Here is a 23734-nt window from a genome sequence, read left to right on the forward strand (position 1 = left end):
CAGTGGTGTATAAGAGACAGGCCCCCTCCAGACACAGCGTCGGCGAGGCTCGCGCGCCGGCGACCTGGGGCACGCAGCGCACCCGCCCTCCCGTCGCTCGCACCCTCGAGCCGCGCCCCACCGTCGCGGAGCCGCCCTGCTCCACAGCGCGCAGCACGCGCTCCACCGTCCCCGCATCCGTCACCACGTCATGCTCGGCCAGCAGTCGGGCGAGCACCCTGCGCCGCAGAGGAGGTTCCAGCGCGCGCACCGCCACCGCATCCAATCCTCCCTCCGACAGCCGCACGCGGCGCCAGGCCGCGTCCGCCAGCTCGCTCAGCAGCGCATCGTCCTCCGCGGCCAGCCGCGCGAACGAGGCCAGCCGCGCGTCCACCCGGAAGCCGGCCGCCCGGCTGAGCGCGGGCAAGGCGTCCGTTCGGACCCGCACCCGGAAGAAGGCCGGGTCGGCGTTCATCGCATCTGTCCAATACTCGACGCCCTGCTCGGCCAGAAAGTTCACCAGCTCCTCGCGCGTGCGCTCCAGGAGCGGCCGGACGAGCCCGGGACGCGCTTCGTGGATGCCCACCGCGCCTCGCGAGGAGGTCCCCCGGGCCAGCCGCATCAGCAGCGTCTCCGCCTGGTCGGTGGCCGAGTGGGCTGTCGCCACCACCGACAATCCTCGCGCGAGCCGCACCTCCTCCAGCGCCGCGTACCGCGCATGCCTCGCGCGCGCCTCCACTCCCGCTCCAGACTTCAGCGCCAGTTCGCGGACATGACACTCCAGCCCCAGCCTCGCGGCGAGCGACGCCACGGCCCGCGTCTCCGCTCGGGACTCGGGGCGCAGGCCATGGTCCACCGTGGCGACTTCCACGCGCAGCCCCAGGCGCTCTCGCACGCTCGCCGTGCCGACGAGCAGGGCCACCGAATCCGCGCCTCCAGAGACGGCGCACAGCACGGAGCGGCCCTCCAACCCGAGGCGCGCGTACGCATCGAGCAGCGTCGTCGTCAGCAAACGTGTCGTGGGTCCAGTGCGTGACATCTGACAGGGGGAATGGAGTGTCGGGTAACAGGGTTACAGAGGCGCGTACGGTTGAAGGCAGGGGGGCTGGTTCTTATGATCGTCACACCGGATGGGCGCGGACTCGGAAGAGGAAATATGCGCGGCCCCCGGAGTTGTTGAGGGGACGGTCGAATTTTCAAGGTGTTGGGCCTAGGGGTCCCCCCCCTCCCCCTCTGGGCCCACGGGTCCGCTGGGAGATCCACTCCCGGCGGTCCCTCTTTCCGAGACGCCCCGGTCCTCCTGTCGCGAGGGCCGGGGCGTTTCCTTTTTCGCGCACAGTTGGATACGTCAGGCTTGACTGAACGTGCCCGGGCGAGGACCCAGCGAGCGCGGAATGAGTCCTCCGAAACCGTTGACCCTCTTGGGCGTCTGTCGGATAACGGCCCCGGTGTGTTCAGGTCGTCACCTCGAATCCGCCCCGGAGACTCAAGTATGGCAGGCACCGACAAGCGCAAGCAGTCGCTGTACTTCCCCGAGGAGATGCTGAAGGAGATTCAGGAGGAAGCGAATCGACAGGACCGCTCCCTCTCCTGGGTTGTCCAGCAGGCGTGGAAGATCGCCCGCGAGCGCATCAAGTCGTTCCCCGCCGTCAACGACGTGACTGGCGACGAGCGCCAGGACCCGCGCGAGGAGTAGCGCAGGCATGGCCACCACCGACCACCGCAAACAAAGCCTCTACTTCCCCGAGGACATGCTGGAGGAAATCCAGCGCGAGGCGACGAGGCAGGACCGCTCGCTCTCCTGGATTGTCCAGCAGGCGTGGAAGGTCGCGCGTGCGGAGATTCGGAGAATGCCGTCGGTCAACGACGTGCTCAGCTCGCCTCCTCCACCGCGTCCCGCCCCTGTCGTGGCGAGCCCGGCGGCGGCGGCGCCCGCGACCCCACCGAGCATGGTGGCGGCCGCTCCGAACCCGGACGAGCCCAAGTCCTGAAGGGCCCCGCGAGCGGCCCACCGGCACTCACCCGCCGGCGGGCCTCGCGGGCAGCGCGCAGTTCTCGAAGACGACGCGAGGCTCCTCGGAGAGCGCCTGGACGGGCGTGGGGTACTTCTCCCGCATGTACGCCGAGGCGATGTTCGCGTCGGTGCCGCCCAGCTTTCGCGCCTGCACCGGGTTCCGGTCAGGGTCCTGACCGGCATTGCCGAACACCGTGCCGTAGCCGTCGCCCCCCTCGAGCAGGAAGCTGGGCATGGCCACGCGGTAGCGGATGCTCGCGTCGTCGCGCGGCGGCAGCGGAATCTGCTGCCCCCCCACCGTCAGCGCCCGCACCCGCTCGCCCTTTGGGCGTGAGCAGTCCACGCGCACCGACGTCCCCGCGGACACGTGGAGGAAGGCGCCGGAGGGCGAGGCGATGAGCTGTCCCTCCACGTACAGGGCGCCCACGCTGTTCTCCATCATCCCCACGACCTCGCGCTCGGTGAGGTCCACGGTGACGATGAGGTTCTCGAAGAGGATGACCTCGTGGAGCACGCCGTCGGTGAGCGGTCCCTTGCGCAGCGCCATGCGCGTGTAGCAGAGGCCCTCCGCGCGCAGCGAGCCACCGTTGACGACGCCCAGCACGGCGGGCCGCACCGAGCCGTCCTCGGCATGGAGGAACGCGTCGGCGACCAACTGCGCCAGCGCGTTGTTGTCATGCCGGGTGAAGGGCTTGTCGAGCTGGACGTCCTGGCCCAGGTAGCCGACGACGGCATCCGGGTCCGCGACGAGCGGCTGGCACGAGTCGTTGTAGGAGATGCACCCGGCGAGAGGCGACGCCAGGGCGCACGCGAGCGCGGCGATGATGGACTTGGGGAGCGGCATCAGAAGTGGGCCCTCACGGTGAGGTAGCCGGACATGCCCTCGCGCGGGAGGCTCCCGGTGACGCGGTCCGGGCGGGGAACATCGTCGCGAAGGTCATGGTCGAAGACGTTGTGCGCCACCAGCGACACCTCCCAGATGTCGGCGATGGGCTCGCTGCGAATCTGCGCGGTGATGAGGCTGTAGGCGGGAATCTTGTAGCGGCGGACCAGCTCCAGCACGGAGCGGCTGTTGTTGCGTCGCTCCGCGCCCGTGCGTACCACCACGTCGAAGTTCACCCACGCGCCAATGGGCATGGACACGCCCGCGTTGAAGCGGGCCTGCGGCGTATCCGTGAGCAGGCGGGACTGTGAGGGCAGCTCCATGTCCTGCGCGCGGGAGATGCTCGCGTTGAACCAGGCGTTGGCGCGCTTGGAGGCCTCCAGGCGGGCCTCACCCTCGATGCCGTACACGCGCACGCCCAGCTCGCGGTTGCGCAGCGGGACGATGTTGCCGGACGTGTCCACCGGGATGATGGGCGAGTCGAAGAGCTCCAGGTACGCGTTGGCGCGCAGCCGCACGCGGGCCTCTCCGGCGGACTGGATGAGGTCGGCGCCCAGTTCGAAGGTGTCCACCGTGGAGGGCTGCAGGCGCGGGTTTCCCTCGAAGCGGCCCTGGTTGTAGGTCGTGTCCGGGATGCGCTCCACGAGTTCCTGGAGCGTGGGCGCGCGGAACGCTCGGCCGTACAGGGCCTTGAGCACCAGGGCGTCCGTGGCGGAGAACACCAGGCCCACGCGGGGGTTGATGCTGGGCACGAAGCTGGTGCCGGTGATGGTGCCGGAGCCGTCCACGGTGGGCAGTTGCGTGGCGTCCACGCGCACGCCGAACGTGAGCGTCAGGGGGGCGATGACGGTCCACTGGTCCTGCGCGAAGAAGCCCACGATGAGCCGGCGTGACGCGGCGCCATCCGCGAGGCCCAGCAGGTCCGTGAGGCCCTCGGGCGCGGTGAAGCCTTCCGGGCGCACGCGCGCGTCCAGCGTGTAGTTGGTCTCGTAGTCGTAGTCGCCCAGCGACTGCTGCTCCACCACCGCGCCCAGCGACAGCCGGTTGTTCGCCGACAGGGAGATGTCCGCGTCCACTCCGCCGGTGATCGAACGCACGGAGATGCGCGTGCGCTCCCGCAGGCCCTTGTCGAAGAGCTGGTTGGCGTCCGGGCCCGTGCGGAAGTTCAGGGGGGTGATCTGGAAGAGGCGGTCGGTGGACTGCTGGTCGAACCCGGCCCGCGCGCGCAGCAGCACCGAGGACCCGATGGCGCGCTCCCACTGGAGGTCCGCCATGAGGACGTTCCACTTCAGCTCGGAGTCCTCGCCCACGGTGTCGAAGAGGCCCATCAGGGCCGTGCGGTTCTCGGTGAGGAAGCGCACCGAGGCCCCCAGGCGTCCCGCGTCTCCCATGGCGTAGGTGGCGCCACCGCCCAGGTTGAGGAGGAAGCGGTCATCCCGCGTCTTGCCTGCGGGGTCTTCCACCGCGCGAAGGCCCTGGGAGGTGGACTCGTCATCCAGGCCGTCGTGCTCGATGACGTTCGAGTCACCCGTCTGGTTCCACACGTCCGCGTCCGCGAAGAGGCGCAGGTCGCCGAAGGTCTCTCCCGCCGACGCGTGCCCGTTGACGGTGATGGCCAGGCGGTCGTCCTTCTCCGGGAAGCCTCCGGCGGAGACGGCCGTGCGCACACCATCCGAGGTGTCGGTGACGATGTTCACCACGCCCAGGAAGGCTCCCGCGCCGTAGAGGGCGGAGCCCGGACCGCGGATGACCTCGATGCGCTCCAGGTTCTCCACCGGCAGGTTCATCAGCGCCTTGCCGTCGAAGAAGTTGTTGAGGCGATGGCCGTTGAGCAGGAACAGCACCTCGGCGTCATTGCGCAGGCCGCGCACCGCCGTGCGATGGAAGCCCTGCACGTCCCGGCTGATGGTGAGGCCGGGCACCACGTCCAGCACGTCGGCGACGGTGCGGGCACCCAGCGCGCTGATCTGCTCGCGGCCGAACGAGGCGGCGATGGCGGGCACCTTGCGGACCTTCTCCTCGTGGCGCGTGGCCAGGGCCAGGGTGTCCTCGGCGCTGTAGAGGGCCATGTCCTCTTCCAGCTCCGAGCGCGGCGGCGCGACGACCGCGCTCTCGCGCGGCGAGGAGGACTCTCGCGAGGATGACGTGTCGCGCGTCGAGGACTCCCGGGAGGAGTCACGCGAGGCCACGGGCTCGCGAATGGGTGCGTCGCGTGAAGTGCCAGCCTCTCGCGTGGGCGCGTCACGTGAGGTTCCAGCCTCACGGGCGGTCGCGTCGCGGGAGGTTCCAGTCTCGCGGGCGGTCGCGTCGCGGGAGGTCCCCGACTCACGCGGGGGCGCTTCTCGCGTCCCTCGAGTGGGCTCGCGTGAGGTGGTCGCGCTTCCTCGCGTCGGAGGCGGAGGCTCGCGCGACGTCGAGGGGGTGCGGGTGTCCCGCGACGACACCTTCGGCGGAGGAACATCGGAGGGCAGATCCGCGGTGAGGGCCGCCATCGAATCGTCGTCGGAGGTGCTGCTCGTGGGCGGCGGCGTCCGGGTGCGCTCGGGAGGTGGCGTCCGGGTGGACGGTCGCTCGTCGGCGGAGTTGGAAGACGCCGGCTCCGGCGTCGCGGGCCGGCTCGCGGTCGCGGACACGTCGCCGGCCACGAACACGCGTGCGGGCCGCGCGGCCGTCTGGAAGATGGGAATGCGCTCACCGTCGGCGGTGAGGCCCTCGACGTAGTACTCGACGCCCGGCGGCACCATGTGCTCGGCGGGGATGACGCCGCGATAGAGGTCGCCGTACTGGCGCTCCATCAGCACACGGGCGAACGGCTCGCCCGGGCCGCGGTAGCGGACGTACATCTCCAGGATGCGACCGCCTTCCACGAGCGTGCCGTCCAGCCGCAGAGGCAGCTTGGGCTCGGCGCGGGTCGGTGCGGAGTGAAGAAGAGAAGGCTCCTCGGCACGGACAGGTACCGCCAGGAAGAGCACGAAGCTGAGGAGGGTCGCGCGCGCGAGTGTGTTCTTCAAGCTGAGGGGGATGGTCCATTGCCCCGATCCCCGAGTCAAGGAAGGGAGCCCCCGGGCCACTCGCCGCTGATTTTTTGCCGGGCCTTCAGGGCCGTGCGAGGGATCGCCGCACTCCATGCGCGACTCGCTCGCCCTGCACCTTGCCCTCTTCCGTCGTCAGCGGGCACAAATCGCCCGCGTGGTGGACGGGCAGACAGATGCCTTCCGCTCCTACGAGGCCCGCTACCGGCGGCGTACCGCCAGCTATCGGCGCGTCCTGCCGCTGACCGAGGTGCACCAGCGCGTGCGCGCCTCGGACGTGGTGTACGTGGGCGACTACCACACGCTGCCGTTGGCGCAGCAGACCTACCTGGAGCTCGTCGAACGCGCGCTCGCCTCGGGTCGCCGCGTCGTCCTGGCCCTCGAGTGCATCGAGGGCCGGCACCAGGCCTCGCTCGATGCCTGGCGCACGGGACGCCTCTCGGAGCGCTCCCTCCTGGCGCGACTGGGCGGTGACACGGAGGGTGCGGGCTTCGGCCCTGGCACCACGCTGCGCACCCTGCTCGCCTTCGCCCGGCGCCACCGCCTGGAAGTCGTGGGCATCGACCGGCGCGCCCAGGGTGAACGCTCGCTCGCGCTGAGGGATGCCTACGCCGCGGAGCGCATCGCGCGGGTCGCCCGAGCCGAGGACCGTCCGCTCGTCCTCGTCCTGGTGGGCCAGTACCACGTGGCGCCGTGTCACCTGCCCACGCAGGTGGAGCGCGCGCTCGGTGACGACACGCGACGAGGCCTCGTCGTCTACCAGAACGCGGAAGGCGTCTGGTGGCGGCTGGCCCGCGACGGGCGCATGGGCGTGGCCGAGGCGGTGGAGTTGGCGGACGACACCGTGTGCCTGCTCAACGCCTCCCCTGTCGTCTGCCAACAGAGCTTCCTGGATTACCTGGAAGCAGAGGCCGGAGACTCACCGTTGATGGACCGGGGCGCCTCGGAGCGCTTCCGGGAGATGGCGGCGCTCATCGGCCGGCTCGCGGGTGTGCCGGTGGTGCGCGCGCTGGAGTCGGTGGAAGTCGCCACGGTGGCGGACGGGGACGTGCTGGCGCGCATCCAGCGGCGCGGGCGCTTCACGCAGGCGGAGCTGTCCCAGCTGCGCCGCCACATCCTGTCTCGGGAGAGCAGCTACATCCCCCGAGCGCGGACGGCCTATCTGGCCTCGCTGTCCTTGAACCACGCGGCGGAAGAAGCCGCGCACTTCGTGCGGCACTGCGCGGTGGGCAGCGCGATGGAGGCGCCTCGCACGGCGTCCGACGCGTTCTACGCGCGGTGCATGGAAGAGGCGCTGGGGTTCTTCGGCTCCCGACTGGTGAACCCGCGACGCACGTGTCTGGGGCTCGCCGAGTGGGCGAAGCGTTTCGGCGAGAGCCGAGGCGTCGAGCGGCAGGTCTCCGCCTTCGTGCTGGCGCACAAGGCCGCGGAGCTGGAGGCGCCCGAGGAGGCGGTGAAGCTGCTGCCCCTGCGCAAGGACCGCCTGTTCCACGGCGTCAGCCACGCTCTGGGCTACCTGCTCGGAGACAGGCTCTACCGCGCGTTCGACGAGGGGCGCCTGGCGAAGGCGGAAGTCCGCGCCTTGTTCAGGGACCCCTTCGTGGAGGCGCGGACCGTGTACTTCACGTGGGCCGAGCGCCTGCGCGACTGAGGCTCACGGCGCCTGCTCGTGGGAAGCCTCCGGCTCCGGAGGCTTCGCCGCATCGGGCGCGGGCGCGAAGGTGCCATCCGACAGCAGGTCTCGCGTCGTCGCGGGATTGTCCTCGGTGACGACGCTGATGCTGCCATCCGGGAACAGGACGTAGGTCACCGCCGTATCGACGTGGCCCACCGCCAGCGAGGTCAGCTCCGGATAGAGCATCAGCAGGGCCAGCTCCGTCTCCAGCGGCCCCTTGAAGTGCTGGTGCAGGTGGGCATCCATCCGCGAGGCGTCCTCGGTGATGGGCGCGACGTCGACCGCGATGACGCTCGGGTGCAGCTTCACCTGCTCGCGCAGCGTCCTGCCATCCGGAGCGAAGCGGAACCGGAAGTCACCCCCGTAGAAGAAGCGCTTCGGATCTCGCGTCCCCTGCAACGTGTACACGGTGATGTCGCCCGACGCCTCCCTGACGACCACCGGGTTGACGCTGGTTCGCCCGAAGGTCTCCACGGTGATCTGCTTCGCCGTTTTCACGGCCCGAGCCACGGGACTGAAGTCGACGGGAAGCGTGTCTACGGGGATGAGTTCCATCCATTCGGGCTCCTCGTGCGGCGCCTTCAACGCGTAGGCCGGGATGAAGGTCCCCGCGTCGTCCACCCGGCCGAAGAGGCCGTACCACGCGCCCTCGTGAGGCAGGGTGACGTGCATCTGCATCCGGGCGGGACTCAGGTCCACGTCCTTGCTCTCCATCAGCACGTCCGTGGCGCGAATGGCGGCACGCTCCGCCTCGACGATGTAGCGGGCGCGGGCCTGGACCCGGAGCAACTCCGCGTCTTCCACGGGAGTTCGAGAGGGAGCAGGAGCCGCGGCGTCGCCGAGGAACGCGCCCAACGAGTGCGCACCGCATCCGACGAGCGACACGAACACCACCAGGGACACCACCAGTCGCATGCGAAACCTCGTGCCACGAGTCTGCGCGATTCCCCAAGGTCCGTCACGCCGCGCGTGCGCGTCGTCGGCGCGGCCGCTTGCTTCCAGGGCCCCTCTGCGCTCGTCGAGAATCTTCAGGCTGCCTCCACCACGATCTCCATTTCCACCTCCGCGTCCTTCGCCCATCGCGGCAAGGAGAACCAGAGTTCCGACGCGCCAGACACGAAGTGGCGGCCGACATCGAGCACGTGCAGGCGTTCATTCGCGGGCTGCCCCGTGACTCGCAGGGAATAGGACGCGGCCGGAAACGCGACCATGACGACAGGGCTCCGAGGTTGTCCCTTGGAGGCGCGAATCTGGACCATGTAGCGCAGCGCGGGGCGCAGGCGCCGGACCGTGAAGCGACTCTCTGGCTCGAGTTCGCTCGCGAGCTCGGCGACGTTCAGCGACGTGTCTCCCGTCACACCGCCGAGGCGTGAACGAACCTCCAGTTCCAACAACTGGGGCTGTTTGAACGCCCACTCCCTTCCCCACAGGATGGACACCCACATGCGCGTGACGCCCTTCACCTTCTGGGCGTCCGTGGTCAGCAACCGCAGCCGCCGCTCGGGCGGAACATCCGGGTCGGCGATGAACGCCAGGACACGATGGGAGGTCGGAGCCGGACGCGCGCCATCCAACGCCTTCGACCAGGTCAGCCCGTAGGAGCCCACCGTGCGCAGGGTGTACGTCTCCGCCGGATTCAGCACCAGTTCACGCGCCCGCCGGATGGGATTGAAAGAATGCCTGGACTCGCTCATCAGGGCCCGCGCGGGCGGCTCCTGGACCACCGCCAGGGAACTGTCGGAGGCAGCGACCTCCTCCTCCGCATCCTCGCTCTCGTCCCACGCCTCCTCCTCGACAAGCGCGTCGCCCTCTGGAACGACCTCGACCTCATCCTTCCGTGGGTCGACCCGAGGCGGGGCGGGCTTGAGCTGGACGTTCAGGTTCGCGGTGAGGGCACGCGCGGCGTAGGTGCCTTCCCAGGGCAGGAACCCCTCGTGGCGCACCGTCAGGGTGAGCTGAGAGCCGAGCTGTGTGTCCGAGAGTCGCATCGGAGTCCGTTCGAACCGGATGCCATCCAAGGACACCTCCGCGCCGGAGGGCTCGGAGGTAATCCAGATGGAATCGAGCGGCTGCTGCTCCATCAACCCACTCCAGACGCGCCCCATCGACAGCAACCCGAGCCCCAGCGTGATGAGGACCACCGCGCGCCAGGCCATGGACGCCCCTCGGGGAGTCACCAGGGTCCGTGGAGCAACCTCCGCGCTCATGGGTGACGCCGTCTCCGGCTCCGCGGGGAAGGCTGCCTCTGGAACCGCGGGCTCCGTGATGACGGCGGGAGGCAGGTGCGGCACGGCCCGCAGGGGCGGTGTCACGCGTGGGGCCTCGGGGCTCCAGGCCGGGGGCCCGGGCACCTTGGCGACGCTCGACGCTCGCCATGACTCGAGCTGCGAAAGAAACCCCGAGGGAAGCGCCGGCATGCGCTTGCGCGTGGCCAGCTCCTCCTGGAAGAGCCAGCTCGTCAGATGCTTGCGCGTGTTGTTGGGGAACAGGGGCGCGTTCGTGCTCAGCCAATCCGAGAGGGATTGCTGCAGCGCCTCCGCCGTCCTGTAGCGCTGGTCCCGAGACTTCATCAACGCACGCTGAAGGATTTCCAGCATGGCCGCGTCCAGTGTCGGATTGAGCTGCTGCGCGGGCGTCAGGCGCCCCTCGACGGTCCGGAACATGACCTCCAGCTCGCCGCCGTCGTTGGGAAGCTGTCCGCACAGCATCTGGTACAGCACCACGCCCACCGCATACACATCCGAGCGCGCGTCCAGCGTCTCGCCCCGCGCCTGCTCCGGCGAGAAGTACTGATACTTGCCTTTCACGACCCCGGCCTCGGTCTCCGCGCGGCCCGCAAGCCGGGCCTTGGCGATGCCGAAGTCGGAGATCTTCACCTCCCCCTCGAAGCTCATCAGCACGTTGTCGGGGGAGATGTCGCGATGCACCAACCCGAGCGGCTCACCCTGCTCGTCCAACAACGTATGCGCGTAGTGCAGCCCTCGACACATGTCGATGGCGATGCCCGCGGCGATGGGCACGGGAAGCCTGGGAAGGCCCTTGGCTTTCGCCCGCTTCAACACCCGGGACAGCGGATGGCCATCCACCCACTCCATGGCCAGGAAATACTCGCCGTCCACCTGCCCGAAGTCGAAGACCTGCACCACATTGCCGTGGCTCAGGCTCACGCAGATGCGGGCTTCGTTGAGGAACATCTCCGCGAACGCCGGCTCCGACGCGTAATGACCGAGCACCCGCTTGATGACCACGGACTTGGTGACACCCGGAGCCGCCGGATACCGCGCCCGGTACACCACGGCCATCCCGCCCGCCCCCAGGCGCTCCAGCAATTCATACCGGCCAAACTGCGTTTGCCCCGGGTTGCCCATGTCAGGGGAAACTATCATTTCCAGAATTCATCGTGCGCGGAGCCCCTCCAGGGGCCTGTCGCGGCGCGACACGGAAACGAAGTCAGCGTCTGGCCTGTCTTGGGAAGGCCTCGCGCTCCATGGGAACCCGCTGTCTTTCTGACTCAGGTCTTCGTGGGCGCGGTGGCCTGCACGGCGGCCTTCACCTTCTCGCGCAAGGCACGGACGCGCTCACGCGCCTGGAGGCGCTGGTCCTCGGAGAGCTGACCGCCGGCCGCGTCACGCTGGGCCTTCAGCTCCTCTCGCAGCTGGCGGGCCTCCGTCTTGAACTGGTCTGCCTGCGACTGGGCGAGGCGACCTTCGGACACCGCGCGGTCCAGGCGGTGCTCCATCCGGGCGAGCTTCCGCTCTCCCTTCATGCCCTTGTGGCCGTGCCGCCCGTGGTGGCCCTCCTTGCATTGCGGCGCGGGCGCGGTGTCCTCCGCGAGCACCGGAACGGAGAACAGGAGCGAAGCCGTGACAAGGGAACGCAGCAGGAAACTCTGACGCATGGTGAGGCTCTCCAGTCGGTTGAACTGGACGCGAGCGGCACTCCCGCTCGCGTCCTCGTTGCCTGGAAGAACCCCGCGCGGAGGAGAAGGTTAAATCCACGCCCCTGCACCGGCCCGGAGCAACTCCCCTCCCCCTTCGTGCTCGCTAGCCCGCCGTGCAGTCGTCGAGCGCGTAGGAGAAGTCGCGCCGCGACGTCTGGCCCGGGTCCTGGTTGACGACGCCGATATCCAGGAGCTGGTCCGACACCTCCTGGGTGGGTCCACCGATGACGAGCGACTGCCGCGTCACCTTCGTGGAGAACATGCCCATCTTCCCAATCGTCCCATTGGGCTCGCGGCGCCAGCAGCTCACGATGCGCGGGTCCGACGGGGCGAACTGGCAGGACGTGTACTGCCCCACCACCTCGCGCTTCAGGTAGATGCAGCGGCAGTCCCACGGGTCATAGACCTGCGTCGCCACCACGCCCTCGTAGCCCGTCGCCGTCTGCTTCAGCTCGAAGTAGCTGCCGTCCTGCGGGATTTCGCAGAACAACTTCACGTCACCCACCGCGCGGTCCTTCTTCTGCTCCAACACCGCGCCTGACTCGGACGACACCGGCGACGGCGCCGGCTCACAACCCGCGCCCAGCAGCGCGAGGCTCACGAAACAGAACGAGGAGATACGCCAGGGGGTACGCATTTGCGCTCCTTGCGGGAAGTCCTGGGGATTCCAGGACAACCCGCATGGGAGTCTTTTCAGACCCTCAGCGCAACACACATTTGAGTCGCGAAGCCCTGGGAGCTCAGGGCGCGCTGGGCTTCACCGCGCGGGTGGCGATGAAACCCTCGAAGTATTCGGAGAGCTTGTCGCCCGCGACGTGCCGGTCCTCGAAGAAACCAGCGAGGAGGAAGCCCGCGTCGAGCTGTCCGCCCACCTGGTCCTGGAGCGAGTGCCCCACGCAGAGGGGCTCACCCTTGTCGGTGTACCTGCTGCGCTCGGCGTCCGTGAGGCTGGTGAAGTCCGAGTACGGCATCTTGTACTTGAGTTGCATCACCCCCTGCTCCTGGAGGTCCGGGTCGAACAGGAAGATGACCGGGTTGCTGAAGCCCGACAGGAGCGCGCCGCCCGGACGCAGCACACGGAAGGCCTCGCGCCAGACGGGCCGCACGTCGTCCACGAAGGCGTTGGAGCACGGGTGGAAGATGAGGTCGAAGCTTCCGTCCTCGAATGCGGACAGGTCCTTCATGTCCCCCTCCACCAGCCGCAGCTCCAGGCCCTCCCGCTCCGCCACCTTGCGGTCCTGACCGAGCTGAGCGGGCGAGTTGTCCAACACCGTCACCCGCGCGCCCGCCGCCGCGAGCACGGGCGCTTGTTGTCCGCCCGCGCCCGCCAGACACAGCACCCGCTTGCCGGTGACATCACCGAACCACTCGCGCGGCACGGGCTTTGTCGGGGTGAGGACGATGCTCCACTCCCCTCGCTTCGCCGCGGCGATGACCTCTGGCGTCACCGGCACCGTCCACCGGTCTCCCGCGGCCACCTGCCGGTCCCACGCCTCGCGATTGTACTTCCGCACGTCCACGGACTCAGTCGTCATGCAGCACCCTTCCTTCCATGCCTCCCGCCACGGTGATGACTTCACCCGTCACATGGCCGGAGATGCGATCCGATGCGAGCGTCACCACGACGCGCGCGACATCCTCGGGCTGGCCCACCTTGCGCAACGGCATGGTGCGCGTCACCCGCTTCACGAAACCCTCGGCCTCAAGCTTGGCGCGGTTGCGGTCCACCTCCGTCCAGCCGGGGCAGACCACGTTGACGCGGCCCAGCGGGGCGATGCGGCCCAGCTCGTTCTTCAGGCTGCGCACGAAGCCGCTCGCGAGCGCGCCCTTCGCGGCCGCATAGTCGGCGTGCCCCGCTTCGCCGAACAGACCCGCCGTGGAGCTGACGATGACGATGTTGCCTGCGCCCGTGGTGGACACGTGCCGGAGGAACGCACGGCAGCACAGGAAGACGCTGTCCAGGTTCTCCGCCAGCGTGCGGCGCCAGCGCGCCAGCGACATCTCCCAGACGGGCTCATCCGGGGCGGGCCACACACCCGCGTTGCACACCAGCACGTCCAGCCGGCCCAGCGCGGCCACCGACGCGGGCACGAGGGCATCCACCTCCGCCTCCACCGTCAGGTCCGCGCCCACCGCCGCGCCGCCCACCTCGCTGGCGAGCTTTCGCGCCTGCGCCTCGCGAGAGCGGTAGTGCACCGCCACCTTCGCGCCTTCCTCGGAGAACGCTCGGACCAGCGCGGTGCCAATACCGCCCGCGCCGCCCGTCACCAGGACGCCTTTGCCCCTCAGCTCCGTGTCCATTCAGATGGCTCCTCGGAAGACATGGGGCCCTGTCGCGCCGGAATCCGGACAGACGGGTGGCGTCCGGCTGCTGCCGACGCGAAAGGCCCGCGGTTGCTGACATGGAAAAGAAAACCGCCGACGCGAGGAAGGCGCGTCGGCGGGAGTTCATCAGCTCAGGCGCAGAAGCTTGCGCGCCTGCTCTGGCGTCGCGGGCTCGCGGCCATGGGCCCGGGCGCGTTTGGCGGCCTCGGCCACCAGCTCCCAGTTGCCCTTCGCGAGCACGCCCTTGGACACGTAGATGTTGTCCTCCAGGCCCACCCGCGCGTTGCCGCCTCGCTTCGCCGCCTCGTCCACGAAGGGAAGCTGGTGACGGCCCACCGCGGCCACCGTCCAGGTGCTCCCCTCCGGCAGCGAGGCAATCATGAAGTCCAGCACCTCCGGCCGCGCCTGCAGCGTGCCCGGCACGCCGAGCACGAAGTCGAAGTGCGCCGGCAGGTCCACCAGGCCCTCCTTCGCCAGATAGCGGGCCTCGTCGAGCATGCCCACGTCGAAGCACTCCAGCTCCGGCCGGAGGCCCAGCGCCTTGATTCTCTTGGCGATGTCCCGCACCAGCGGGCGCGGGTTCCAGAACACCTCTTCGCCGAAGTTCACCGTGCCCGTGGTGAGCGTGGCCATGTCCGGCCTGTCCTCTCCCGTGAGCGTCAGCGGGCCACAGCGCTGGTCCACCGTCATGCCCACCGCGCCTCCGGTGGACGTCTGGATGAGCACGTCGGTGCGCTTGCGGATGGCCCGGATGGCGGCCCGGAACAGCTCCGCGTCCTGGGACGGTTTGCCGTCCGCGGTGCGCACGTGCAGGTGCACCATCGCCGCGCCGGCCTCGCGACAGCGCACGGCGTCCTCGGCGATCTCCTCGGCGGTGATGGGCAGGTGCGGCGTCTGCTCGCGCGTCGTCTCCGCGCCCACCATCGCCGCGGTGATGACCATGGGAGTGCTCATCGCTGGCCTCGCTGCTTGTCCTTGGGAACCACGCAGGTGCCCGAAGCACGGCACACCACGACAGGCTCCGGCAACAGGTCCGCCGCCGAATCATTCACATCCGTGCGAGGCCGGATGACCTTGCGGGCCTCGAAGCGCATCTTCCGCGACGTGTTGCCCGCACTGATGATTTCGCCCTCCGCCTCGATGAAGTCTCCCGCGTACACCGGCGCCAGGAACTCCACCGAGTCGTATGCGCGGAACAGGCCCTCGTCGCCGTCCGCCCGGATGCACAGCTCCGTGGCCACGTCGCCGAACAGGCCCAGCATGCGCGCGCCGTCCACCAGGTTGCCGCCGTAGTGCGCGTCGTGGCTGCTCATGCGCAGGCGGATGATGGCCTTCGTCCCAATGCTCACGTCGGCTCTCCCTGGTAGTGCGCGTCCTTGGGCTCCTTGCCTTCCTTCTTCAGGAGCGCATGGACGATGTAGTTGGCCACGTCGGACGGCTTGGTGCCCGGCCCGAAGCCGGCGTCGAAGCCCAGCTCCAGCGCCAGCTTGTGGTCCACGCGCGGGCCGCCCAGGAGCAACTGCACCTTGCCGTGGATGCCCGCCGCCTTCGCCGCGTCGATGAACTGCCGCGAGTTGTCCTTGTGCACGTCGCGCTGCGTGACGACCTGGCTCACCAGGATGGCATCGGCCTTCTTCGCCACCGCCTTCTTGATGAGGTCCTCGTTGGGCACCTGGCTGCCCAGGTTGAACGCCTCGAACCCGGGGTAGCGCTCCAGGCCGTAGTCGCCCGCGTAGCCCTTCATGTTCAGGATGGCGTCGATTCCCACCGTGTGCGTGTCCGTGCCGGTGCACGCGCCGAACACGACGATGCGACGGCCGACCTTCTCCTTGATGAAGGCGTTGAGGTCGTCGAAGGACATCTTCTTCACGACGACTTCCGGCACGTCGATTTCGGCGTAGTCCAGGTACATGCCCGAGCGGGCGTACACGATGAAGAACGTGTAGTTGTCGGCGGCGCGCTCGGCGGCGGCGACCTTGACGTCGGAGAACCCCATCTTCTTCGTGAAGACGGCGGCGGCCTCCTTGGCCTTCTCCGACAGGGGCACCGGCAGGGTGAACGACAGCTGCACCACGCCGTCGTCCCGACGGTCTCCGTAGGGACGGATGATCTGCTTGCTGGGCTTCACCATCGGATCATTTCCCCCCGGCCCGCTGAATCTTCACGCTGGTGCCCACCTTGTCGGCCAGCGCGGCGAAGCGCTCCTTCTTGCGCTGCTCCAGGTGGAAGACGACGGACCACGTCGTGCGCCCATCGCACCCGACGTACGTCACCGTGTCCACCACCCCGCCGTTCGTCGAATTGTCCGAGTCCAGCCGCTTGGCCGCCGGCTGCCCGCCCACCTTGAGGCGCTCCCAGTTGGCCCCGCCGATGCCGGCGACAATCTTGTCCACGCAGACCTGGGCCTTCATGCCCGCGGTCTGCACCGAGCCCACGTCCACCAGGAAGTACGCGTCGCCGCTGGGCGCGGTGAACTTGGTCGTCCCGTCCTCGACGGAGCGGTTCCACGCGGCGGGCACCTGCACGCCCACGTTCTTCACCTGGAACTGCGCCAGCGAGTCCGCCGAGCCGCCCGCGGCCATCACCACGGTCAGGATGGTACCGAGCATCATGTTGCCTCCAGGATTTCCAGGAACGGGTTGAAGTAATCGGGAGCCTTCTCCATCACGCCATCCAACCCCTTGCCGCCGGTCTCCTCGCGCTTCACGTCGCCGAAGTGACCCTTGCCAATGGCCGCCACCATGCCCTCGTCGCGGCACTCCTGGAGCAGCTTCATCGCCTGGCCGAACACCTCGCGGGCCCGGTTGGCGATCTTCCCGTCCTCGCGAACGGTGAACTCCTCGTCGATGCCCCGCGCGGCGCGGTGGATGTAGTTGGCGGACTTGAGCGCCACGAAGCGGTCCGCGAGCAGCGGCGTGTGCATGGCCTCCGTCATCATGCCGAGCAGCTGGATGCCCTGCTTCGTCCAGATGGCCACCAGGTCCGCCATCACGTCGTACGCGTGGCTGAAGAAGATGTCCGTCTCCTTGTGCTTGGTGGGCGGCATGTACTTCAGCGGCGCGTCCGGGAAGCAGCGGCGCACCAGCATCGCCTGCGACAGCTCCAACAGGAGCGTGTCGTCCCGGTAGGGGTCGATCTCGTACGAGTGACCGATGCCCAGCTGCCAGTCCTTGAGGCCCGCGCGCTTGGCGAAGCACTCGTTGATGAACTGGCTGGCGATGACGGTGTGGGCCGCGTCGTACGCATCCGCGGTGGTGATGTAGTTGTCCTCGCCGGTGTTGATGATGATGCCGGCGAGCGCGCAGATGCGGCGGCTGAAGTACTGGTCGATGAAGGTGCGCCGCATGTTGATGTCGCGGAAGAGGATTCCGTACATCGCGTCGTTGAGCAGCATGTCCAGCTTCTCGTAGGCCGCGCAGAAGGCGATCTCCGACATGCACAGGCCGGACGAGTAGTTGGTGAGCTGGATGTAGCGCTTGAGCTTGCGGCTCTCCTCATCCAGGGCCTCGCGCATGATGCGGAAGTTCTCCTGGGTGGCGTACGTGCCGCCGTAGCCCTCCGTCGTCGCGCCGTGAGGCACGTAGTCCAGCAGGGACTGCGCGGTGGAGCGGATGACGGCGATGACGTCCGCGCCGGCCTGGGCCGCGGCCCGAGCCTGGTCCACGTCGTCGTAGATGTTGCCCGTGGCGACGATGACGTACTTGTGCGGCGCCGGCGACATGGGGAACTGCTGGCGGAGCGCGTCGCGCGCGGCGAGGCGGGACTTCATGTCCTCCAGGGCGGAGCGGGCTTCCGCGCGAACCTCGGCGCGGAGGTTCTGTTCGACTTCCGGAGACAGCGGACCCAGCTTGTCCGTCGGCAGCGCCGTCAGCCGCTCCACGGCCTCCAGCGGGCTCTTGGCGCCCAACTGGAGCGCCCGGCCATACCAATAGGCGGCGCCCCGGTTGAGCACCCCGGCGGCCTTGAGCTTGTCGACCATCAGGTTGGCGAGCGGAACCCCCCGCGCGCCGGCCCCGGAAATGCCGAAGAAGCGCAACACGGTGCGCTCGATGGATACAGTGGTGTTACGGCGGATGAGGTCGAAGATCGGGTTGACGATCTCTTCCGCCAGAGTGCGCGCGTGCGCAATCTGCGCGTCGTCAATGAACGGGCCAGGCATCCGCGCACCTTACCCGCCCAAACGCCTACAGGAAGCGCCGAAGCAGACCCCGAACGCGCTGCCGCACCGCATTATCGGTTCTGGAGCCAACGCACCGAAAAAGCGATGATCCCCTGCACCGAGCAGGCGGTGTTTCCACCGACATGCCGGTGAGTGGCGTTGTTGGCTTCGTGACAAGCCTTTGGATTTATTGGAATCCAGGAATCGGCACGGCGCGTGCTCTGGAGCGGTCCGCCTCATCCCCCGAGAGGAGACTTCGAATGAAAACCCGCTCCCTGTTGCTGTCGGCTGTGTTGCTCAGTGGTCCTGCCTTCGCAGCCAATCCGCCGCCCCTCACCACGGACACCGGTGCCGCCGTGGGCACCAATCAAAGCTCCAAGACGGCCGGCCCGCGCGGCGGCATCTTGCTGGAGGACTTCCACCTCATCGAGAAGCTGGCCCGGTTCGACCGTGAGCGCATCCCGGAGCGCGTCGTCCACGCGCGCGGCACGGGTGCCTATGGCGTCTTCGAGAGCTACGGCAACTTCTCCAACCTGACGCGCGCGTCCGTCTTCTCCAGCAAGGGGAAGAAGACGCCCCTGTTCGTGCGCTTCTCCACCGTCATCCATCCGTCCGGCTCGCCGGAGACGCTGCGAGACCCACGCGGCTTCGCGCTCAAGTTCTACACGGACGAGGGCAACTGGGACCTGGTGGGCAACAACCTGCCCATCTTCTTCATCCGCGACGCCATCAAGTTCCCGGACATGGTGCACTCGCTCAAGCCGTCGCCCATCAACAACAAGCAGGACCCGAACCGCTTCTTCGACTTCTTCTCCCACATCCCCGAGTCCACGCACATGCTGACGCAGGTGTACTCGGACATCGGAATCCCGGCGAACTACCGCCAGATGAACGGGCACGGCGTCCACGCGTTCAAGTTCGTCAACGCCAAGGGTGAGTACCGCTACGTCAAGTTCAACTGGGCCTCGCAGCAGGGCGTCAAGAGCCTGACCTCCGAGGAGGCCGCGCGCACCGCGGGCGAGGACCACCAGCACGCGACGACGGACCTGTATGCGTCCATTGGCGCGGGCAAGTTCCCCGCATGGGAGCTGTCCGCGCAGGTGTTGGACCCCAAGGACCTGGACAGCTTCAGCTTCAACCCGCTGGACCCGACGAAGATCTGGCCGGAGGACAAGGTGCCCTCCGTCAAGCTGGGCAAGTTCGTCCTCAACAAGATGCCGGACAACTTCTTCGAGGAGACCGAGCAGGCCGCGTTCTCCCCCGGCGTACAGCCCTCCGGCATCGAGCCGTCCGAGGACCGCCTCCTCCAGGGCCGGCTCTTCTCCTACGCGGACACGCAGCGCTACCGCGTGGGTGCCAACTACCAGTCCCTCGCCGTCAACCGCTCGCGCGCCTCGGTGAACAGCAACAACCAGGCGGGCAGCATGAACATCGCCAACACGAAGTCGGACGTGAACTACGAGCCGAGCATCGCCCGTGAGTCGCAGGAGTCCCCCGCCGACCTCTTCTCGCGCGCCGCGCTGTCCGGCACCACGCAGCAGCAGCCCATCGAGAAGACGGACAACTTCTCGCAGGCGGGCGCCTTCTACACGGCGCTCGACGCGGCCGCGAAGGACCGGCTGGTGAAGAACCTGGCCGCGGACCTGGGCCAGGTGCGTGACGCCCGCGTGAAGGCGCGCATGGTCGGCCACTTCTACGTCGCCAACGCGGAGTACGGCACCAAGCTGGCCAACGCGGTGGGTGTGAAGGTGGATGACGCTCGCGCCGCCGTGGCCCCGCTCGCCACGCGCTGAAGCTCGCGGTGATTCACACGGGTCCCGGCGCCAGGGTGTCGCCGGGACCCCTTGAGAGACGGCCGGGGCGTGGCCAGGGAAGGCGCGCTCCCCGCGAGGTGGCCTCCCCCGCCCCGGCCTTCTCATCCGACTTCGTCTGGAGGACGACCATGTTTCGCAAGGTGCTGCTCGGAGCCCTCGGTCTCCTGGTGCTGGTGTGCGCGGTGCTGACGGCCGCCTGGTGGTCCCTGCGCGCGGAGCCCGCGCCCCAGGGGCGGATGCTGGCCACGAGCGAGGCGGAGAACTACCTGCTCGCCGCCGCGCGCGTCGGTGACACGGAGATTGTCACGGGGTTGCTGAAGGCCGGAACCCCCGTGGAGGCTCGCGACTCGCGGGGCTTCTCGCCACTCATCCTCGCGGCGTACCACGGCCATCTGGACACCGTGCGCGCGCTGCTCGTGGCGGGTGCGGATGCGTGCGCGGGCGACAAGCGCGGGAACACGGCGCTGATGGGCGCGGCCTTCAAGGGCTACGGCGACGTCGTCGCGCTGCTGAACCAACAGCCGTGCGCCGTGGACCAGGCCAACAGCCTGGGCCAGACGGCGCTGATGTTCGCCTCCCTCTTCGGGCGGCGGGAAGTCGTGGACCAGCTCCGCGAGAAGGGCGCCTCTCCCGAGGCTCGCGATGCCAGTGGCCGGAGTGTCGGCGACTGGGCGCGGACGCAGACCGAGCCCCAGGCACCCGTGGCGCCCGAGACCGATGGCGCGCCCTCCGCCGCGAGGTAGTGCGACACGACGCTCACGTCGCGACCGATGGCCTCGCGGAGGATGCGGCGACAGGGGCCTGACGCGCGGGGAGCAAGCCGCTCTGGACGGGCTTGCGCCCCGCAGCCTCGTTCAGACGTAGCGCGTGGCGAAGAGCTGGAGCAGCGCCGGCTCCGTGCGCAGCAGCGCCAACGTCAGCGAGGCATGACCGGGCACGTAGCCGTTGCCCACCAGCATGGTGACGTCCTTGCCCACGCCCTCGGCGCCGAGCGCCGCCGTCGTGAAGCTGGTGGCCATGGAGAAGAAGATGGCCGTGCCGCCATCCTTCACCGAGAGAATGGTGGCCATCTCCGTGTTGCCCACGCTGGCGCAGTTCACCACCAGGTCACAGAGCTGCCCATCCGTGGCCTGGCTCACCGCCTCCATCACGTCCACGCCCTGGGTGGCATCCACCTTCAGCGCCACGTCACACAGGCCGATGGACGACAGCATGTCGAGCGCCGCCTGGGACACGTCCAGCGCGATGAGCTTGCCCCGGCTCTCCAGGTTGCGCCGCGCCTGCGCCAGACACAGCGCCCCGCTCTTGCCCGCGCCCAGCACCGCCACCGTCATGCCCGGCCGCACGTAGCGCGCCACCAGCGCGGGCGCGCCGCACACGTCCAGCGCCGCCAGCGCCAGCGTGTCCGGGATGTCCGACGGGAGCTTCGCGTAGATGCCGCTGGCGAAGAGCACCGCGTGCCCTCGAATGTCCAGCCGGTCGATGTCCACCTGGACGGCCTTCACCTCTTCAATCACCAGCGGAGTCAGCGTCAGGCTCACCAGCGTGGCGATGCGGTCTCCAATCTGGAGCTGCCCCTTCGCCGGGTGCTTGGCGCCAATCTCCTTCACGCGGCCAATCAACATGCCGCCCGAGCCCGTGACGGGGTTCTGCATCTTCCCCCGCTCCCGGACGATCTCCTGGATGCGCTCGCCGATGCGCGCGGGGTCGCCGCCCACCTCGCCCTTGATCTGCTTGAAGGAGGCCGCGTCGATGTTGAGGCTCTCCACGTCGATGAGCACCTCCGAGTCGCGGCACGGCAGCGAGGGGTCCAGCTTCCGCGCACGCTGCGGCAGCACACCCTTCTCACCGACGACGCGAGACAGCCCGTAGAGGTCGTTGCTCATGTTCCCATCTCCCTGAAGGTCTTCCCGCACCTGCCACCGAGCCACCGTGGCGCGCGGGCGCTCTGCCTCTACCCGCTCCCCTGGGGCAATGGCCAGCGCAACGTCACGCTTCCGAGGGATGACGTCACGCGGCAATCAGTCCCGGGGCCCCACGTCCCATGGGCCCGTCCAGGACCGACGCCGCGCCCGGTCCGCTACTCCCGCGCGAGCTTCGGCAGGAGGACCGACAGCGACCGCTCGAAGCGATAGCTCACGCCGGAGTGGCCGTCCTCGAACTCCTCGTGCACCAGCTCCACACCGGCGTTCTTGAGGTCGTCCGCCAGCATCCGCGTGCCCCAGCGCATGTTGAACTCGTCTCGGGTGCCGCAGTCCAGGAAGATGGTCTTCATCTTCCGGTAGGCGTCCAGGAACTTGGGCACGAAGCGCACCGGGTCATGCACCAGCCACCGGTTCCACACGTCGATCTTCAACCGGCCCGTCTGCGCGTCGAAGGGCAGCTCCAGGTTGAGCGGCTCCCCCTTCTTCGGCGAGTACGCCGCCGCCATCGCCAGCGTGTTCACCACCGGAAAGTCATCGCCGCGCATCTTCGTCTCGCGCACGCGCTGGCGGAACTCGCCCTGCCAGGCCTCGATGCCTCCGGCCTTGAGGAGCACGCCCGCCGCCTTCGGCAGGTCCGGCAGGTAGCAGTACTCGAAATACGAGTCCGCCGAGTGCGCGCCCAGGTGCGAGAAAATCTCGGGGTGGTAGCGCCCCATCACCAGCGCGCCATACCCGCCCGAGCTGTGTCCCAGCACGGCTCGCGACGCCGCCTTGGGCAACGTGCGGAAGGTGCGGTCCACGAAGCCGACGATGTCCTTGGCCAGGTAGTCCCGGTAACGGCCGATGGCGTCGCTGTTGATCCACTGGCTGCCGCCCAGGGACGTCCAGCCATCCGGGAACACGCCCACCACCGGCGGCACCGCGCCAGACTCGATGAGCGCGTCCAGCCGCTCGGGCACGCTGGGCGCGAAGCCCGAGGCATTCGTCCAGCTGCCTCCGCCGCTGCCGAACGCGTGCAGGAAATACACGGCCGGATAGCGTCGGTCTCCCTCGCCATACCCTGGCGGCAGGTACACGGTGAGCCGCCGCCGAGACGGGTCGCCCAACGGATTGGACTCCAACGCGGGCGACTGCACCTCGCGCGTTTCCAACAATCCCCTCATCTGAGTCTCCCCCCCGAGGCCCGCTATGCGCGCGAGCCCGGGTTCTTGCCGAAGATCTTCATCACGGCTTGCAGGTCCTCCCACGCCTTGCGCTTCTCCGCTGGATTGCGGAGCAGGTACGCGGGGTGGAAGGTGGGCATGAGCTGAATGCCCTCATAAACGCGCCAGGCACCACGCATTCGGGTGATGGGCGTCGAATCGCGCAGCAACGTCTGCGCCGCGAACTTGCCCAGGGCCACGACGACCTTGGGCTGGATGGCCGCGAGCTGCGCCCGGAGGAACGGCTCACACGCGGCGATCTCGTCCGGCTCCGGATTGCGGTTGCCTGGAGGCCGGCACTTCACCACGTTGCAGATGTAGATGTCGTCGCGACGGAAGCCCATCGCCTCGATCATCTTCGTCAGGAGATCTCCCGCGGCGCCCACGAAGGGAACGCCCTGCAGGTCCTCGTTCTCGCCCGGCCCCTCGCCGACGAACACCAGCTCCGCGCGAGGGTTGCCCGTACCGAACACGATGTTCTTGCGGCCCGAGCACAGCTTGCAGCGCTGGCAGTCCCCCAGCTCGCGACGCACCTGGTCCAACGTCGGCCGCTCACTGTCGACACTCCCCGGCAACGCGGTGGTCCCGCCTGGAGACGACCGGGGAACGTCCAGCAGCATTCCGGCGCTTGAGGGAGCGGAGGGACGAGACAGCGGCGCGCGTGCCGCCACGGGCGCCTCCGCACGAGGAGGCGGGGGCGCATCGACGAGCGGACGCGACACGGGCGCCGCGCGGCTCGAATCCGGGGGACTCACGGGAGGGCCGGGTCGACGCTCGGCCATGGGG

General features: G+C 68.8%; 22 protein-coding genes. 5 read left to right on the forward strand and 17 right to left on the reverse strand.

Going from position 1 to position 23734, the window contains the following annotated elements; translation table 11 throughout:
* A partial coding sequence (gene tilS / locus FJV41_RS33210) for a tRNA lysidine(34) synthetase TilS (RefSeq protein WP_497812665.1) occupies nt 1–991 on the reverse strand: 991 nt, incomplete at its 3' end.
* 480 nt (nt 992–1471) lie between these two features.
* Between tilS and FJV41_RS33215 the strand changes: the two genes are divergently transcribed.
* Together FJV41_RS33215 and FJV41_RS33220 are read left to right on the forward strand one after the other, a co-directional pair.
* The gene (locus tag FJV41_RS33215; protein WP_015350409.1) at nt 1472–1675 is read left to right on the forward strand and encodes a TIGR04563 family protein; all 204 of its coding nucleotides are present in this window, start codon (nt 1472–1474) and stop codon (nt 1673–1675) included.
* Between the two features lie 7 nt (nt 1676–1682).
* Nucleotides 1683–1970 (forward strand): TIGR04563 family protein, encoded by a 288-nt coding sequence (locus tag FJV41_RS33220; RefSeq protein ID WP_141646610.1) that lies wholly within the window; start codon nt 1683–1685, stop codon nt 1968–1970.
* Nucleotides 1971–1997: 27 nt separating this feature from the next.
* On the opposite strand, the gene FJV41_RS33225 is transcribed toward FJV41_RS33220, so the two are convergent.
* Together FJV41_RS33225 and FJV41_RS33230 are read right to left on the reverse strand one after the other, a co-directional pair.
* Nucleotides 1998–2837, reverse strand: a complete 840-nt coding sequence (locus FJV41_RS33225) for a 5'-nucleotidase C-terminal domain-containing protein (RefSeq protein WP_141646611.1) — start codon at nt 2835–2837, stop codon at nt 1998–2000.
* Nucleotides 2837–5887, reverse strand: a complete 3051-nt coding sequence (locus tag FJV41_RS33230) for a TonB-dependent receptor plug domain-containing protein (protein WP_141646612.1) — start codon at nt 5885–5887, stop codon at nt 2837–2839. The genes FJV41_RS33225 and FJV41_RS33230 overlap by 1 nt, the downstream gene beginning before the upstream one ends.
* Nucleotides 5888–6002: 115 nt before the next feature.
* Here FJV41_RS33230 and FJV41_RS33235 point away from each other — a divergent pair, with 115 nt between their 5' ends.
* The gene (locus FJV41_RS33235) at nt 6003–7559 is read left to right on the forward strand and encodes a ChaN family lipoprotein (protein ID WP_141646613.1); all 1557 of its coding nucleotides are present in this window, start codon (nt 6003–6005) and stop codon (nt 7557–7559) included.
* A 3-nt stretch (nt 7560–7562) separates the two neighbouring features.
* Here the strand turns inward: FJV41_RS33235 and FJV41_RS33240 are convergent, their stop codons facing one another.
* From FJV41_RS33240 to kamD, 11 genes are all read right to left on the reverse strand, one after another.
* Nucleotides 7563–8498: a hypothetical protein gene (locus FJV41_RS33240; RefSeq protein ID WP_246137577.1), complete on the reverse strand. Its 936-nt coding sequence runs from the start codon at nt 8496–8498 to the stop codon at nt 7563–7565.
* A 113-nt stretch (nt 8499–8611) separates the two neighbouring features.
* On the reverse strand, nt 8612–10969 hold the full coding sequence (locus FJV41_RS33245; RefSeq protein ID WP_141646614.1) for a serine/threonine protein kinase: 2358 nt from the start codon (nt 10967–10969) through the stop codon (nt 8612–8614).
* Between the two features lie 125 nt (nt 10970–11094).
* Nucleotides 11095–11481, reverse strand: coding sequence for a hypothetical protein (locus FJV41_RS33250; RefSeq protein ID WP_141646615.1), 387 nt, complete (start codon nt 11479–11481; stop codon nt 11095–11097).
* A gap of 145 nt (nt 11482–11626) precedes the next feature.
* A complete protein-coding gene (locus tag FJV41_RS33255; RefSeq protein WP_141646616.1) occupies nt 11627–12160 on the reverse strand; it encodes a hypothetical protein in 534 nt (177 codons plus the stop codon).
* A gap of 103 nt (nt 12161–12263) precedes the next feature.
* Nucleotides 12264–13058 carry a class I SAM-dependent methyltransferase gene (locus FJV41_RS33260; RefSeq protein ID WP_141646617.1) on the reverse strand — a complete coding sequence of 265 codons (795 nt, stop codon included), beginning with the start codon at nt 13056–13058 and terminating at the stop codon, nt 12264–12266.
* On the reverse strand, nt 13048–13824 hold the full coding sequence (locus FJV41_RS33265; protein ID WP_141646618.1) for an SDR family NAD(P)-dependent oxidoreductase: 777 nt from the start codon (nt 13822–13824) through the stop codon (nt 13048–13050). Before FJV41_RS33265 ends, FJV41_RS33260 begins: the two co-directional genes overlap by 11 nt.
* Nucleotides 13825–13974: 150 nt before the next feature.
* On the reverse strand, nt 13975–14802 hold the full coding sequence (kce, locus tag FJV41_RS33270) for a 3-keto-5-aminohexanoate cleavage enzyme (protein ID WP_141646619.1): 828 nt from the start codon (nt 14800–14802) through the stop codon (nt 13975–13977).
* The gene (kal, locus tag FJV41_RS33275; RefSeq protein ID WP_220137917.1) at nt 14799–15197 is read right to left on the reverse strand and encodes a 3-aminobutyryl-CoA ammonia lyase; all 399 of its coding nucleotides are present in this window, start codon (nt 15195–15197) and stop codon (nt 14799–14801) included. Before kal ends, kce begins: the two co-directional genes overlap by 4 nt.
* The gene (gene kamE, locus FJV41_RS33280) at nt 15194–15979 is read right to left on the reverse strand and encodes a lysine 5,6-aminomutase subunit beta (RefSeq protein WP_141646620.1); all 786 of its coding nucleotides are present in this window, start codon (nt 15977–15979) and stop codon (nt 15194–15196) included. Before kamE ends, kal begins: the two co-directional genes overlap by 4 nt.
* 4 nt (nt 15980–15983) lie before the next feature.
* Entirely contained in the window at nt 15984–16460 is a 477-nt protein-coding gene (locus tag FJV41_RS33285; protein ID WP_141646621.1) for a hypothetical protein, read from the reverse strand.
* Nucleotides 16457–18007: a lysine 5,6-aminomutase subunit alpha gene (gene kamD / locus FJV41_RS33290; protein ID WP_141646622.1), complete on the reverse strand. Its 1551-nt coding sequence runs from the start codon at nt 18005–18007 to the stop codon at nt 16457–16459. Before kamD ends, FJV41_RS33285 begins: the two co-directional genes overlap by 4 nt.
* Before the next feature lie 260 nt (nt 18008–18267).
* Between kamD and FJV41_RS33295 the strand changes: the two genes are divergently transcribed.
* Both FJV41_RS33295 and FJV41_RS33300 read left to right on the forward strand, forming a co-directional pair.
* Complete coding sequence (locus FJV41_RS33295) at nt 18268–19800, forward strand: catalase (RefSeq protein ID WP_141646623.1); 1533 nt, start codon at nt 18268–18270, stop codon at nt 19798–19800.
* A 149-nt stretch (nt 19801–19949) separates the two neighbouring features.
* Nucleotides 19950–20564 (forward strand): ankyrin repeat domain-containing protein, encoded by a 615-nt coding sequence (locus FJV41_RS33300; RefSeq protein WP_141646624.1) that lies wholly within the window; start codon nt 19950–19952, stop codon nt 20562–20564.
* Nucleotides 20565–20675: 111 nt separating this feature from the next.
* Here FJV41_RS33300 and kdd read toward each other — a convergent pair whose 3' ends face one another.
* From kdd to FJV41_RS33315, 3 genes are all read right to left on the reverse strand, one after another.
* Nucleotides 20676–21707: an L-erythro-3,5-diaminohexanoate dehydrogenase gene (gene kdd, locus FJV41_RS33305; protein ID WP_141646625.1), complete on the reverse strand. Its 1032-nt coding sequence runs from the start codon at nt 21705–21707 to the stop codon at nt 20676–20678.
* Between the two features lie 194 nt (nt 21708–21901).
* Nucleotides 21902–22909, reverse strand: a complete 1008-nt coding sequence (locus FJV41_RS33310; RefSeq protein ID WP_141646626.1) for an alpha/beta hydrolase — start codon at nt 22907–22909, stop codon at nt 21902–21904.
* Between the two features lie 23 nt (nt 22910–22932).
* The gene (locus tag FJV41_RS33315) at nt 22933–23730 is read right to left on the reverse strand and encodes a uracil-DNA glycosylase (RefSeq protein ID WP_246137578.1); all 798 of its coding nucleotides are present in this window, start codon (nt 23728–23730) and stop codon (nt 22933–22935) included.
* Between the last annotated feature and the right edge of the window lie 4 nt (nt 23731–23734).

The sequence above is a fragment of the Myxococcus llanfairpwllgwyngyllgogerychwyrndrobwllllantysiliogogogochensis genome (assembly GCF_006636215.1).
Lineage (GTDB): Bacteria > Myxococcota > Myxococcia > Myxococcales > Myxococcaceae > Myxococcus > Myxococcus llanfairpwllgwyngyllgogerychwyrndrobwllllantysiliogogogochensis.